A 14,597-nucleotide genomic window follows, 5' to 3' on the forward strand; every position below is an offset into this window, starting at 1 on the left:
CGATCGGAAATGAAACGCTACAGTGTCACCATCGTGGGCATGGGGCCGCGCGGGCTCAGCGTGCTCGAACGCCTCGCGGCGATCGCCGGCAGCCGCCAGCTGCTGCTCGACATCGTGTTGATCGAACCTGGCGAATGCGGTCCCGGCGTCCACACCACGCGCCAGCCGCAGCACCTGCTGATCAACACGGTGGCCAGCCAGGTCACCATGTTCCCCGCGCTCGGCGCGGTGCAGCACGCGCCGCTGTGCGCCACGCCGTCGCTGACGTCGTGGGCGCGCCAGAGCGGCTACCGCCGCTTCGGCGACAGCTATCACAGGATCGCCGGCGCCGGCGACGGCATCACCGAGGCCGACTACCTGCCGCGCAGCATGCTGGGCGAATACCTGGCCTGGGCCTACCAGCAGGTGGCCGCCGCCTTGCCGGGCTGCGTCACGCTCACGCACCACCGCCTGCGCGCCAACGACCTGTGGCAGCAGCAGGACGGCCGCACCGCCATCGAGCTCGAAAGCGGCTTCATCGTCCATAGCGATTTCGTCTTCCTGACCACCGGCCACGGCCGCAACCTGCCCAGCGATCTGGATGCCTGGCTGGCCAAGTTCGCGCAGGACCACGCGCGTTACAACAGCCGCCTGGCGTTCGTGCGCCACGTCTATCCGCTCGACAAGCTGGCGCGGATCGGTCCCGAGGCGCGCGTGGCGATCCAGGGCCTTGGCCTGAGCGCGCACGATGTGATCGCCGAGCTCACGGTCGGGCGCGGCGGCGCCTTCGTCCGCCAGCTGAACGGGCAGCCGAACGGGCAGGGAGGGCCGGGCGTGCTGCGCTATCAGCGCTCCGGGCGCGAACCGAAACTGACCTTGTGCTCCCGCAACTGCCTGCCCTACGCCGCGCGCGGCATCAACCAGAAGGGGCTAGACGGGCGCCACCAGCCGCATTACTTCACCCAGGACGCGGTCGAGGCGCTGCGGCGCATGGCGCTGGCCACGCGCGGCAGCCGCCAGCTCGATTTCGACCGCGAGCTGCTGCCGCTGCTCAAGCGCGAAATGGCCTGGGTCTACCGCAACACCCTGGCGCGCACCGCCGCGCTGCCGGCCAACAATGTCCGCGTCGGCGCCGCCACCGAACACGCGGCCTCGCCGGGGGGCGCCCTGGTGCCGGACCCGCTGACCTTCGTGCCGGACGCCGACGACGAGGCGGTGATCGACGCGCTGCTGTTTCCGCTGCGCGAGCGCCAGTTCGCCAACCTCGACGAATTCCGCAGCTTCTTCACCGATTGGCTGCAAGCCGATCTGCGGGAGGCGCGGCTGGGCAATATCGACAGTCCGACCAAGGCCGCCACCGACGTGCTGCGCGACGTGCGCGCCACCTTGCAAGCCGCCATCGAGCACGGCGGCCTCACGCCGGCCTCGCACCGCAAGTTCCTCAACGTCTACCATCCGGCCATCAACCGCGCGGCCTTCGGCCCGCCGCTGCGCCGTAACGAGGAGCTGCTGGCGCTGCTCGACGCCGGTGTCATCGATATCATTTCGGGACCCAACAGCGTGGTCGAGATCGACGAGAACGATTCCACCTATGTGCTGAGCACGAAGTTTGCCAACGGCACCGAGCAGCGGCCGATCGACGTGCTCGTCGTGGCCCGGCTGGACGCCTTTTTCCCCGAAACGGACGAGTCCTTACTGATCCGTAATGTGTTAAAACGCGGCCTGGTCCGGCCTTATTACAACGGCGTGTTCCACCCCGGCGGCATCGAGATCGACGAGGCCAGCCAGCCGCTCAACGTCCAGGGCGAACCGGCGCGCAACATCTGGGCGCTCGGCTATCCGGTCGAGGGTTGTCATTACTACACCCATGCCCTGCCGCGCCCGATGCTGCGTTCGCGCCAGGTGCTGGACGCCGACCGTTGCGTGACGGCCATGTTCGCGCAAATGGCCGATTACCCCCGCCGCAACCCCGGCCATCGGCCCGCCGCGCAGGTCCCAGTTACGGCGTCCGTCCCGGCGAACGACACCCCACATGTCATTTTGTAAAGGCCTGGATACATACGGTAACACCCGTCAAGACGTGAAAATTGTAAAGTGGAACCTTGGGATACGCGCACCGATTTGAACGGCGCGGTATGATGGTCCTGAACAGATGTTTCCAAACCATCGGGACTCTGGCACTATGGCCGCATTTTCACGCACAAGGTTTGGTATCTTGCACCACGACTCCCATATACTTTCCGCAACCGGATATTGCGAAACCTGCGGGCAACCCCTGCCGCAGGCGGGGGAGCCGACCGCCACGTGGGACCGCAAGGCCAGGAGCAACCGCATCGGCATCGGCATCTCGATCGGCCTGCACCTGCTGGCCGTGCTGTATTACCTCATCGCGCCCGCGCCGGAAAAGACCAAGACCTCGGCGCCGCCCAAGGGTGGCGAGATGGTCTACATCCAGCCGCTGCCGATCACGCCGACCAAGCCGACGCCGAAACCAACGCCCAAGCCCAAGACCGAGGTGGCCAAGGCCAGCAAGCCGCCGCCGCCGCGCAAGCAAAGTGTCGCGCGCGAGACGCCGGCCGCCGTCAAGCCCAAGCTGGAAACCTATGTGCCGCCGGTGCAGGCGACGATGACGCCGCCGCCCGAGGCGGACATGTCGGAAATGATCGCCAAGCGCCGCGCCGCGCGCGAAGCCAACAATCCGCAACCGGCCGCGCCGGCGCCGGAGGAGAGCGCCAACGACCGCGCGCTGCGCATCGCCAAGGCCAACATCGCCGGCGCCCAGGGCCGCTCCAGCGGCGTGGACAAGGACGACACGGGCGGCGTGTTCTCGGTCGACAAGCGCTCCAACAGCGCCGACGTGAAATTCCGTGGCTGGAACACCAACTTCAAACGCAACTGGCTGCAGCAGATCCACGTCGAGCAGGGTAGCGAGCGCGACATCGAAACGGCCGTGGTCAAGGAAATGATCAAGATCATCCGCAAGGAAAAACCGGGCGATTTCGAATGGGAATCGCGCCGCCTGGGCAAAACCGTCCACATGAGCGCGCGCAAGGAAGACGAGAAGGAACTGACCGCCTTCCTGCTCAAAGAGATGTTCCCCGAATACCGGCCGTAGGGCGATGGCGGCAAACCGCCGTCCATCCCCCGAATCCTGCCGCCCATCGCACCATCCTGATAAGTTTGCAACTTTACCTTATAGTAAGGTTGCCACGGACCCCGTCCGTCCCTTATCCGGAGAATGCGTTCCATGCTATCGATCAAACAGCTGAGCAAGACCTACGCCAACGGCGTCAAAGCGATCAACAACGTCAGCCTGGACATTCCCAACGGCATGTTCGGCCTGCTCGGCCCCAACGGCGCCGGCAAGTCCTCGCTGATGCGCACCATCGCCACCTTGCAAGATCCCGATAGCGGCAGCATCGATTTCAACGGCCTCGACGTGCTGGCCCAGCCCGAGGCGCTGCGCCGCCAGCTCGGCTACCTGCCGCAGGACTTCGGCGTCTACCCGAAAGTCAGCGCCGAGACCCTGCTCAACCACTTCGCCGTCCTCAAGGGCCTGACGGCGCGCGGCGAGCGCAAGGAGGCCGTCGAGGCGCTGCTGCAGCAGACCAACCTGTGGGAAGCGCGCAAGCGCAACCTCGGCACCTACTCGGGCGGCATGCGCCAGCGCTTCGGCATCGCCCAGGCGCTGCTCGGCTCGCCGCGTCTGGTGATAGTCGACGAACCGACCGCCGGCCTCGACCCGGACGAGCGCAACCGCTTCCTCAACCTGCTGGCCAAGATCGGCGAGCAGGTGGTGGTGATCCTGTCGACCCACATCGTGGCCGACGTCACCGACCTGTGCCCGCGCATGGCCATCATCGTCAAGGGCGAGGTGCTCAGCCAGGGCGAGCCGCTGGCCGCCATCGACACCATCAAGAGCAAGGTCTGGCGCCGCAGCGTCAGCGCCGAAGCGCTGCCGGAATACCAGCAGCGCTTCAACGTGCTGCACACGCGCCTGGTCGGCGGCAAGCCGCAGATCAACGTCTACGCCGACAGCCAGCCGGACGACGGCTTCATCGCCGTCGAACCGGACCTGGAGGACGTCTACTTCCTTCACGTGCGCAACGCCGCGCGCGCCGCCACGTCGCCAGTGGTTTAAGGGAGCGCCGCCATGTTGCTTGAATTCTTCAAATTCGACCTGCGTTACCAGTTGCGCCAGCCGCTGCTGTGGGTCAGCGGCCTGATCCTCGGCCTGATGGCCTTCGGCGCCACCACCAGCGACGCCATCCAGGTCGGCGGCGCCATCGGCAACGTCCACCGCAACGCGCCGACAGTCGTGGCGCAGATCATGGGCACGTTCACGGTGATCTCGATGTTCATCGTCACCATCTTCATCGCCGGCACCGTGCTGCGCGACAGCGAGGTCGGCATCTCCGACATGCTGTTCGCCACGCCGATGCGCAAGTACCAATACCTGCTAGGCCGCTTCAGCGCCGGCCTGGTGGCCTGCCTGGCGATCTTCGTGCTGATCGCCATCGGCATGCTGCTCGGTCCGTTGATGCCGTGGGTGGACGAGGCCCGCGTCGGCCCGCTGCCGGGCGCGGCCTACCTGTGGAGCTTCGCCTTCTTCGTCATTCCCAACCTGCTGTTCGTCGGCGCGCTGCTAATGCTGCTGGCAGCCACCACCCGTTCGATGATGCTGGTCTACGTCGGCGTCCTGGGCTTCTTCGTGCTGTGGGCCGTCGCCGGCGCCTTTACGCGCGACATCAACAACGAATGGATCGCCGTGCTGGTCGACCCGTTCGGCGTGCGTGCCTTCGGCCGCGCCACCCGCTACTTCTCGGCCGCCGAGGCCAACGCCGGCCTGCCGCCGTTTACCGGTTACCTGCTGGCCAACCGCCTGCTGTGGCTGGGCGTCGCGGCGGTCTTCTTCATCGCCACCCTGATCTTGTTCAAGCCGCAACGGGTCGGCACCGGGCGCCGCGTGTTCGGCAAAGCCAAGCCGGTTGCCGTGGCCCCGCCGGCGCCGCCGGCCGCCGTGCTGCCGCGTATTGCGCCGCGCTTCCGGGCTTCCACCGGCTGGATCCAGTGCTGGCACATCCTCGCCTTCGACGCCAGGGCCGTGTTCAAGAGCGTGCCCTTCCTGGTGATGCTGCTGTTCGGCGTCCTTAACTTCATCGGCGCCGCCACCCAGGCCGACAGCATGTTGGGCACCGACGTCTACCCGGTCACGCACCTGATGCTGCAGACCTTGAGCGGCACCTTCAACTTCATGCTGATCATCGTGGTGACCTTCTACGCCGGCGAACTGATCTTCAAGGAGCGCCAGGCCAGGATCGCCGACGTCGGCGACGCCCTGCCGGTGCCCGACTGGGCGCCGCTGGTCGCCAAATGCGTCGCGCTGGTGGGCGTCATCTTCGGCTTCCTCATTGCCGGCGCGGTGGCGGCGGCCGGTTTCCAGCTGTTCAAGGGCGGCGCGCCGATCGAGGTCGGCCTGTACATCAAGGGCGTGCTGCTGGAATCGGCCTTCTTCGTGCTGATGGGGCTGTTCGCGCTGGCATTGCAAGTGCTCACCAATAACAAGTTCATCGGCTACCTGCTGGTGATCCTGCTGATGGTGTCGCAGATCGTGCTGGGCGTGATGCACTTCAACCACAACCTGTACAACTTCGCCTCGCTGCCGGGCCTGCGCTATTCGGACATGAACGGTTACGGCCATTTCCTCAAGGGCTGGTCGTGGTACGCCTTGTACTGGAGCCTGTTCACGGTGTCGGCGCTGATCCTGGCGCAGGCGTTCTGGGTGCGCGGCCTGGCGCGGCCGTGGCGCGCCCGCGTGCGCCTGGCCGGTGCGCGGCTGAAGAGCGGCGCCGGCCTGGCGCTGGCGCTCAGCGTAGCCGGTTTCATCGGCACCGGCGCCTGGATCTTCTACAACACCAACGTGCTCAACAAGTATGTGCCGTCGGACCTCGCCATGGACCGCCAGGCCGACTGCGAGAAGAACTACCGCAAGTACAAGGATTTGCCGCAGCCGCGCATCACCGACGTGCGCGCCGACGTCGACATCTATCCGGACGAGCGCCGCGTGGCGATCCGTGGCCGCTATCTGCTGGAAAACAAAACCGGCCTGCCGCTGACGGAACTGCGCCTGCAGGTCAATCCGGACGTCGAAACCCGCTATGCCAACCTGCCGCCGCACCAGGTCGTGCTGGACGACAAGATCGCCGGCTTCAAGGTCATCAAGCTGGCGCAGCCGATCGCGCCGGGCGCGCGGCTCGACCTCGGCTTCACCGTCGATGTCCGCCATGAAGGCTTCACCAACAGCGGCGCGGCCGACAGCGTCAACCTGAACGGCACCTTCTTCAACAACTCCGAGTACTTCCCGCACTTCGGCTACCGCGACGATGTCGAGCTCAAGGACCGCAACGAGCGCCGCAAGCGCGGCCTGGGCGAACCGCAGCGCATGGCCAAGCTGGAGGACGAGAAGGCGCGCGCCAACACCGCCTTCGGCGGCGAGGCCGACTGGATCAATTTCGAGACCACGGTCTCGACCAGCGGCGACCAGATCGCCATCGCCCCGGGCTATCTGCAAAAGACCTGGGAGCAGGGCGGACGCCGCTATTTCCACTACAAGATGGACCGGCCGATGGCCAACTTCTTTGCCTACCTGTCGGCGCGCTGGACCGTCAAGAAGGGCGAATGGCGCGGCCTGCCGATCGAGGTCTATTACGACAGCAAGCACGCCTACAACGTCGACCGCATGATCACGTCGACGCAAAAGTCGCTCGACTATTTCGATGCCAATTTCACGCCGTACCAGCACAAGCAGGTGCGCATCCTCGAGTTCCCGAACTACCAGGGCTTCGCGCAATCGTTCGCCAACACCATTCCGTATTCGGAATCGCTCGGCTTCATCGCCGACCTGCGCGACAAGGACGACATCGACTACGTCTACTACGTGACCGCGCATGAGGTGGCGCACCAGTGGTGGGGCCACCAGGTGATCGGCGCCAACGTCCAGGGCTCGACCATGCTGATCGAATCGCTGGCGCAATACTCGGCGCTGATGGTGATGGAAAAGGAATACGGCCGCGACAAGCTGCGCCGCTTCCTGCGCTTCGAACTGGACAGCTACTTGCGCGACCGTGGCGGCGAGCTGATCGAAGAGCAGCCCTTGTTCCGCGTGGAGAACCAGCAATACATCCACTACCGCAAGGGCAGCCTGGTGTTCTACCGCCTGCGCGACGAGATCGGTGAGGCGGCACTGAACCGCGCGCTCAAGCGCTTCCTGCAGGACAAGGGATACCAGGAGGCGCCGTACACCACCAGCCGCGAGTTGCTGGCCTACATACGCGCCGAAGCGCCGCGGGACAAGCAAGCGCTGATCACCGACCTGTTCGAGAAGATCGTCTTCTACGACAACCGCGTGACGGACGCCAAGGCGAAGAAACGCGCCGACGGCCAGTGGGACGTGACAATGACCTTGCACCTGGCCAAGATGGAAGCGGACGGCAAGGGCAAGGAAACGCCGCGCGCCTACGACGAGCCGGTCGAGATCGCCATCTTCGCCCGCGCGCCGGGTGCCAAGGAAAGCGAGGAACGCGTGCTGTTCACCGAGAAACGGCTACTGGTGGGCAGCGAGCCGGTGGTCACGGTCACGGTCAAGGAGCAGCCGTTCGACGTCGGCGTCGACCCGTACAACAAGATGATCGACCGCGTCTCGCGTGACAACCGCAAAGAGGTTGTGATCGAGTAACTGCGATCACTCCGGGGTCAGGTCCTCCATTGCTACAGGGGCTCATGCGTCAATGGAGGACCTGACCCCGGATCGCCGGGTTTAAGCGGCCAGGACGGGGTGCCGGGGATGGTAGCAGGCGTCGTTGGCGCAGGCGCCGGCGCGCAGCCGCGGCAATGGCGAGGCGATCACCGACACCGGTTGTTCGTCGCCGAGCAATGTCACCATCGCCGGCACGTCGCGGCCGTTGATTGCCGCCTGGAAGCGGCGTATCAACTCGCGGCATAGCTTCTCGCTGGCGGGCGCTTCCGCACCGTCTTCCCGCAGCCGTCGTCTTGCGCGCGCCAGGTATTGGCGCGCGTTCACCGTCGTCGTGCCGAGCGCGGCCGCGATGTCGGCATGTTCGCATTCCAACACTTCATGCAGCACCAGCGCCAGGCGTTCGGACGCCGACAGGCGTGCCAGCAAACGGGCCAGCGCCTCGCCCAGTTCGGCGCGCCGCAGCAAGACATCCTCCGGCGGCGCCGGCGCCACCTCGGGCGCCAGCTCCATCGCGTGGCGCGCCGCCGCCAGGTCCCGCGCGCGCTTGCGCAGGCGGTCGATCGACTGGTGTTGCACGACGGTGGTCAGCCACGCCGCCGGAGTCGCCAGCGCCGCCTGTTCGACGTCTTGCCACTTGAGAAAACAATCCTGCACGACGTCCTCGGCTTCCGCTTCGCTACCAACGATGCGGCGGCTGATCGCTTTCAGGCGCGGGCGCAGCGTTTCGAACAGGGCGCCGTCGGTGTCGGTAATGGGGGGCATCGGAAATCTCCTGTGGTGGGGCGGGTGCGACATGACGCCTGGCGCGGCCCGGATGTGACAGACCAACTATATATTTTTTTCCCGTCACGCGGCGCGGTGGCGCGGGCGTCAAGCGGACAGTAATCAACCTGGTGATTACTTCAAACGTGAAAGGACGATCATGATTGCGACTTCCCCCCTGGCGCTCGGCCTGGTGCCGACCGTCGTTGAGCAAACGGGACGCGGCGAGCGCGCCTTCGACATTTACTCGCGCCTGTTGAAGGAGCGCGTGATTTTTCTGGTCGGCGAGGTGACGGAGCAATCGGCCAACCTGATCGTCGCGCAGTTGCTGTTCCTGGAATCGGAGGACCCCAACAAGGATATTTCGCTGTACATCAATTCGCCCGGCGGCTCGGTGTACGCCGGCTTGGCCGTCTACGACACCATGCAGTTCATCAAGCCGGACGTGTCCACCTTGTGCACGGGTTTCGCCGCCAGCATGGGCTCGTTCCTGCTGGCGGCCGGCGCAATCGGCAAACGTTACGCGCTGCCCAATGCCCGCATCATGATTCATCAGCCGCATGGCGGATCGCAGGGGGTGGCGTCCGACATCGAAATCCAGGCGCGCGAGGTGCTGTACCTGCGCCACCGCCTCAACACCCTCTATGCCGAACGTACTGGACAGACACTGGAACGGATCGAAAAGGATTCGGACCGCGACCATTTCATGTCGGCCGCCCAAGGCGCGGAATACGGCCTGATCGACCGCGTGCTGGCGACGCGCGACGTCGACTGAACCGTCGAATAACAGCCAAGCGGCCGCTACTGCCGGGCCCGTGTAGCAATGGAGGACCTGACCCCGGAGGTTGCAAAAAATAACAAGCTAAAATAACAAGTTAAGTAATTGACAAACAATCTCGGCGCCGGGATACTTCCCGGCATGATCGAGCTCAGTAATATTCGCAAGACCTACCGCCAGGGCGGTAACGAGATCCACGCGCTGGACGGCATCGACTTGCGGGTGGCGCCCGGCGAGTTTGTCGCCATCATGGGGCCGTCCGGTTCGGGCAAGTCGACCTTGCTCAATGTGCTTGGCGCGCTGGACCGTCCGGACACTGGCCGCTATCGTCTGGCCCAGGACGAGATCAGCGCCCTCGACGACGACGCCGCCTCCGATGTGCGCAACCGCCGCATCGGCTTCGTGTTCCAGTCCTTCCATCTGCTGCCGCGCCTGACCGTGCTCGAAAACGTGCTGCTGCCGCAGCGCTACGCCCGCCACGCCGACACCGGCGCCGCCGAGCGCGCCGTCGCGCTGCTCGAGCGCATCGGCCTGGGACAGCGCATCGGCCACTTGCCGGGCCAGTTGTCGGGCGGCCAGTTGCAGCGCGCCGCCATCGCCCGCGCCCTGTTGAACCAGCCGGCCCTGCTGCTGGCCGACGAGCCGACCGGCAACCTCGATTCGCGCAGCGCGGCCGACGTGCTCGATCTGCTGCGCGAATTGCACGCCGGCGGCCAGACGCTGGTGCTGGTCACCCACGATCCGGCCATCGCCGCCGGCGCGCAGCGCACCATCCATTTGCGCGACGGCCGCATCGCCGAAGGCGGGCCGTGAGGCGCGCCACCGTGGCGCTGCCGGCCGCCGCGGTGCTGGCGCTGGCCGTCGCCGCCGCGCTGGGGCTGGATCTCGGCCCGGCCGGGGCCGGCCCTGCCGTCGCTTCCGCGCCCGCCACGGGCAAGACCGGTACCGCCGGGAAGCCTGAAGCCGCTTCGGCCATCGCCGCCGCCGCGCCACGCCCGGTGCTGCTGACCGGCGAAGTGGAGGCGCTGGACTCGCAAACCATCACCGTGCCGCCATCGAACTCGGCGCCGCTGACCCTGCGCAATTTCGTTGCCGAGGGCACGCACGTCAAAGCCGGCGACGTGGTGCTGCGCATCGAGACCGGCGGCGCCGCCAACATCGACCGGCTCGAAACCGAGCTGGAACAGGCACGCGCGCGCGCGGAAAAGGAAACCGCCACCCTGGAAGTGGCCGCCGTCGAGGCCGAGAAGGCGTTGGTCACCGCGCAGGCCGCGCTGGCCAAGGCCAAGGTCGAGGCGGCGCTGCCCAAGACGCAGATCTCGGTGCTGGACTACGACCGCCACCAGGCCGCGTTCGGCAACGCCACGCGCGACCTGGCGATCAAGCGCGATGCCGACGTCAGCGCGCGCGAGGCGGTCGGCCGGCGCCGCGAGGACGGCCAGCTGGAAGTCAAGAAGCTGCAGATCAACCTGGCGTTCCAGATCGCCCAGCTGGCGCAATCGGAAGTGCGCGCCAAGCGCGACGGCGTGGTCGTGCACGGCTACAGCCCGTGGTTGGGCCAGCGCTTCGAGGAGGGCTCGTCGGCCTGGCCGGGCAACGCCGCCGGCGTGGTGCTGGGCAACGGCGAGATGGCCGTCACCGCCTGGGCGCTGGAAGCCGACCGGCCCTACCTGTCCGAGGGACAGTCGGTGAGCCTGCGCTTCGACGCCTTGCCGGCCACCGCCACCGCCGCCGTCACCGGCAAGATCAAGTCCATCACCAGCGCGCCGGAAGCGCGCGCGAGCTGGGGGCTGGGCCGCTACTTCCGCATCAAGATCGCGCTGCCCGACGGGCACGGCCTGCCGCTGGTGGCGGGCATGAGCGCCCTGGTCGAACCGCGCGCGGCCAAGGCTCCGCCGCCGGCGCCCGCGCCCGGGGACGAGGCGCTCACCGTCGAGGGCGAGATCGCCTCGCGCGGCGCGCTGCCGGTGTCGCCGCCGAGCATACCGCACGTCTGGCAGTACAAGCTGGCGCAGATCGCGCCCGAAGGCACCATGGTCGAGGCCGGGCAGCAGATCGCGCAGTTCGAATCGAACGACGTCACCACCCGGCTGATCACGCAGCAGGGCACGCTCAATGAAAAGCTGCGCGCGCTCGACAAGCTCAAGCTCGACCAGACCGAGGCCGACCGCGCGGGCGAACTGGCCGTGGCGGAGGCGCAAAGCAACGCCGACAAGGCCGAGCGCAAGGCCACCATGCCGAAGGAACTGATACGGCGCGTCGACTACGACAAGCTGGTGATCGAGCGGGGCGAGAAAAACCAGCTGGCCAAGCTGGCGGTGACCCAGCATCGGGCGCAGATGCGCGCCCGCCAGGCCGAGCGCGCCGGCCTGCAGGCCGAGATCGCGCAGCAGCAGACGCAGATCGCCGCGCTGGCCAAGGGCCAGGCCGCGCTGAAGGTGGTGGCGCCGCGCAGGGGACTGGTGGTCTACCGCACCGGGTTCGACGGCCAGAAATTCAGCGCTGGCAGCCAGGTCTGGATGGGGCTGACGGTGGCCACGCTGGCCGATCCGGACAAGTTGTACATCGCCGCCAACGTGCCCGAGGCGCAGTCGTCGCGGGTGCGCGTGGGGCAGGCGGCGCGCGTGACGGTACCGGGCAGCAACCAGACGCTGAACGCGCGCGTGGTCGGGCTCGGTCGTGCCTTCCACGGCAAATCGACCGCGCAGCCGACCATCGTGCGCGATGTCGAATTGCAGTTCGACGGCGGCACCAACGGCCTTAAGCCGGGCGCGGCGGTGCAGGCGGTGCTGGTCGCCGACGCCGCCCGTTCAGCGGAGAAAAAACAATGAGCGACACCCGCAAGCCGCTGGCAATAACATTGGCGCTGGCTGTTTCGTTGAGCATCGCATTGAGCGTTTTCTTGGCCGGCTGCGGCGGCGACGTGGCGTCATCCGGCGCCGCCGCCGAGACGCTGTCGCCGCGTCCATGGCTGGAAACCCTGGCCGTCGATGGCGAGATCAAGGCCGCCGCCAGCACGCCGCTCAACGTGCCCGGCAACAACTGGAGCCAGCGCATCCTGGTCGACATGGTGGCCGACGGCAGCAGCGTGGAAAAGGGCCAAGTCGTGGCGCGCTTCGACTCGCCGCAATCGCGCATGGAGCTGTCGCAGGCCGAGCTGGAACTGTTGCGCAAGACGTTGGCCGAGCAGACCAGCGCGAGCGCCGCCAGCGTCGAGCGCGACAAACTGGCCGGCGACCGCGCCAAGGTCGAGGACGACCTGGGCCTGAGCCGGCGCTACGCCAATGTCGACCTGAGCATCTTTCCCCGCAACGACATACTGGACGCCTTGGCCGATGTCGGCTTCCTGACCACCAAGCGCACCTACCTGGATTGGAAGGGCGGCCAGGCGCAGGCGCGTACGGCCGCGCAGGACGCGGTGCTGCATTCGCAGCGCGACAGCGTGGTGCGGACAGCAGCCCAACAGCGCGACAGCCTGGCCGCGCTGGAACTGGTGGCGCCGCACGACGGCGTGTTCCTGCTGACGGCCAAGTGGGACGGCACCAAGGCGGAGATCGGCTCGACCCAGGTGGCGAGCCAGGAGTTCGGCTCGCTGCCCGACCTGAACCAGCTGGTCGCCCATTTCAGCGTGGCCGAGGGCCAGGTCTTCGGCCTGAAGACCGGCTTGCCGGTACGGGTGCGCCTGGCCGGCACCGGCACCGAGCTCGTCCTCAAGGTCACGCGCGTCGGCAGCAACGCCAGCACCACGTCGCAGGAGTCGCCCGTCAAGTACAGCGACTTCGACGCGGCCATCGACACCGCCACCGCCCGCAAGCTCGGCCTCAAGCCCGGCCAGGCCTTGCGCGGCACGGTGGAGCTCGTCGCGCAGCCGGCCGCGCTGACGGTGCCCAACATCGCGCTGGTGCAGGACGGCGCCGGCTACGTCGTCTACACGGAAGAGGGCGGCAAACAGACGCGCCGCAAGGTCGAGCTGGGACAACGCGGCCCGGTGCGCAGCGAATTGAAAAGCGGCGTCGCCGCCGGCGCGCGCATCGTGCTGCTGCCGCCGGCGCCGACGGAGAAATCATGAACCTGGCATTGATACGGGAAGCGGTCACCGAGCTGCATCGCCGCAAGCTGCGCACCGGGCTGACGTTGCTGGGCATGGTGTTCGGCGTGGCCGCCATCGTCGCCATGCTGGCCGTGGGCGAGGGCAGCAAGCGCGAGGCGCTGCGCCTGGTGGCCGAGCTGGGGCTGGACAACGTGCTCATCGAGAGCAAGGCCATCGACCCCGAGCAGCTCAAGGATATCCGCACCCGCTCGCTGGGACTGTCGGCCGCCGACGGCGCGGCGGCCTTGTCGGTGGTGCCGGGCGCGGTATCGGTGTCGATGAAAAAGGAAATCAAGGTCGACCAGCTGGTGCTGGGCCAGCGCGTGGTGCCGGCGCGCGCCTACGCCGTCTCGCCGGCCTACGCCGAGCACGGCGGCCTGCGTTTGGCCACCGGCCGCTGGCTGGCGCCGGCCGACGGCGCGACCCTGGCGCCGGTGTGCGTGCTCGGCGCCCGCCTTGCCCGCACCTTGTTCGGCAATGAACCGGCGCTCGGCCGCCACCTCAAGCTCAACCACGTGTGGCTGGAGGTGGTGGGCGTGCTGGAGGACCGCGCGCAAAGCAAGTCCGACTTCGAAGGCGTCAAGCTGGGGCTGGACGACGAGCGTCTGTTCGTGGCGTGGGAGACGGGCAGGGCGCGCTTCAACTTCAAGCGCATCGAGGACGAGGTCGACGGCATCAGCGTGCGGCTCGACGGCAAGGTCGCGCCAGACCAGGCCGCGCGCGTGCTGCAGGCGCTGATCGCCAAGCGCCACGGCGGCGCCGACGACACCAACCTGATCGTGCCGATGGGCCTGTATCGCCAGAACCAGCAGACGCAGCGGATCTTCGCCATCGTCATGAGTTCGATCGCGGCGGTATCGTTGCTGGTCGGCGGCATCGGCATCATGAACATCATGCTGGCCAACGTGCTGGAGCGGCGTCGCGAGGTGGGCCTGAAGCGGGCGCTGGGCGCGCGCCGGCGCGACGTGGTCGAGCAGTTCCTGGCCGAGGCGCTGGTGATCGCCGTCAGCGGCGCGTTGCTGGGTGTGCTGCTGGGCGCGGTCGCGGCCTACAGCATCGCCGCGCTGGCCGGCTGGTCGGTGGCATGGTCGCCGTTCAGCCTGATCGCTGCCGTACTGCTGTGCGTAGCGGTGGGCCTCGCGTTCGGCGTCTTCCCCGCGCGCCAGGCGGCCGCGCTCGACCCGATCGCCGCCCTGCGCAGCGACGGCTAAAACACCGGGGTCAGGTCCGAC

Annotated in this window: 10 protein-coding genes; 9 read left to right on the forward strand and 1 reads right to left on the reverse strand. The window is 67.3% G+C overall.

Features of this window, described 5'->3' with window-relative positions; all coding sequences use genetic code 11:
• The first annotated feature begins 9 nt into the window (after positions 1-9).
• The 4 genes from NHH88_04010 (at position 10) to NHH88_04025 (ending at position 7,714) form a co-directional block, all read left to right on the forward strand.
• Entirely contained in the window at positions 10-2,025 is a 2,016-nt protein-coding gene (locus tag NHH88_04010; GenBank protein USX14970.1) for an FAD/NAD(P)-binding protein, read from the forward strand.
• A 169-nt stretch (positions 2,026-2,194) separates the two neighbouring features.
• Complete coding sequence (locus tag NHH88_04015; GenBank protein ID USX14971.1) at positions 2,195-3,094, forward strand: hypothetical protein; 900 nt, start codon at positions 2,195-2,197, stop codon at positions 3,092-3,094.
• Positions 3,095-3,226: 132 nt separating this feature from the next.
• A complete protein-coding gene (locus NHH88_04020) occupies positions 3,227-4,120 on the forward strand; it encodes an ABC transporter ATP-binding protein (protein USX14972.1) in 894 nt (297 codons plus the stop codon).
• A 12-nt stretch (positions 4,121-4,132) separates the two neighbouring features.
• Positions 4,133-7,714, forward strand: a complete 3,582-nt coding sequence (locus NHH88_04025; GenBank protein USX14973.1) for an ABC transporter permease subunit — start codon at positions 4,133-4,135, stop codon at positions 7,712-7,714.
• 81 nt (positions 7,715-7,795) lie between these two features.
• Here the strand turns inward: NHH88_04025 and NHH88_04030 are convergent, their stop codons facing one another.
• Positions 7,796-8,497: a sigma-70 family RNA polymerase sigma factor gene (locus NHH88_04030; GenBank protein USX14974.1), complete on the reverse strand. Its 702-nt coding sequence runs from the start codon at positions 8,495-8,497 to the stop codon at positions 7,796-7,798.
• 160 nt (positions 8,498-8,657) lie between these two features.
• Here NHH88_04030 and clpP point away from each other — a divergent pair, with 160 nt between their 5' ends.
• The 5 genes from clpP (at position 8,658) to NHH88_04055 (ending at position 14,576) form a co-directional block, all read left to right on the forward strand.
• Positions 8,658-9,272 carry an ATP-dependent Clp endopeptidase proteolytic subunit ClpP gene (clpP, locus tag NHH88_04035; protein USX14975.1) on the forward strand — a complete coding sequence of 205 codons (615 nt, stop codon included), beginning with the start codon at positions 8,658-8,660 and terminating at the stop codon, positions 9,270-9,272.
• Positions 9,273-9,380: 108 nt separating this feature from the next.
• A complete protein-coding gene (locus tag NHH88_04040) occupies positions 9,381-10,088 on the forward strand; it encodes an ABC transporter ATP-binding protein (protein ID USX14976.1) in 708 nt (235 codons plus the stop codon).
• Positions 10,085-12,106, forward strand: coding sequence for an HlyD family efflux transporter periplasmic adaptor subunit (locus tag NHH88_04045; protein USX14977.1), 2,022 nt, complete (start codon positions 10,085-10,087; stop codon positions 12,104-12,106). Before NHH88_04040 ends, NHH88_04045 begins: the two co-directional genes overlap by 4 nt.
• The gene (locus NHH88_04050; GenBank protein ID USX14978.1) at positions 12,103-13,344 is read left to right on the forward strand and encodes a secretion protein HlyD; all 1,242 of its coding nucleotides are present in this window, start codon (positions 12,103-12,105) and stop codon (positions 13,342-13,344) included. Before NHH88_04045 ends, NHH88_04050 begins: the two co-directional genes overlap by 4 nt.
• Positions 13,341-14,576, forward strand: coding sequence for an ABC transporter permease (locus NHH88_04055; GenBank protein ID USX14979.1), 1,236 nt, complete (start codon positions 13,341-13,343; stop codon positions 14,574-14,576). The genes NHH88_04050 and NHH88_04055 overlap by 4 nt, the downstream gene beginning before the upstream one ends.
• Positions 14,577-14,597: the final 21 nt, after the last annotated feature.

This window comes from Oxalobacteraceae bacterium OTU3CAMAD1, assembly GCA_024123915.1.
Lineage (GTDB): Bacteria > Pseudomonadota > Gammaproteobacteria > Burkholderiales > Burkholderiaceae_D > Rugamonas.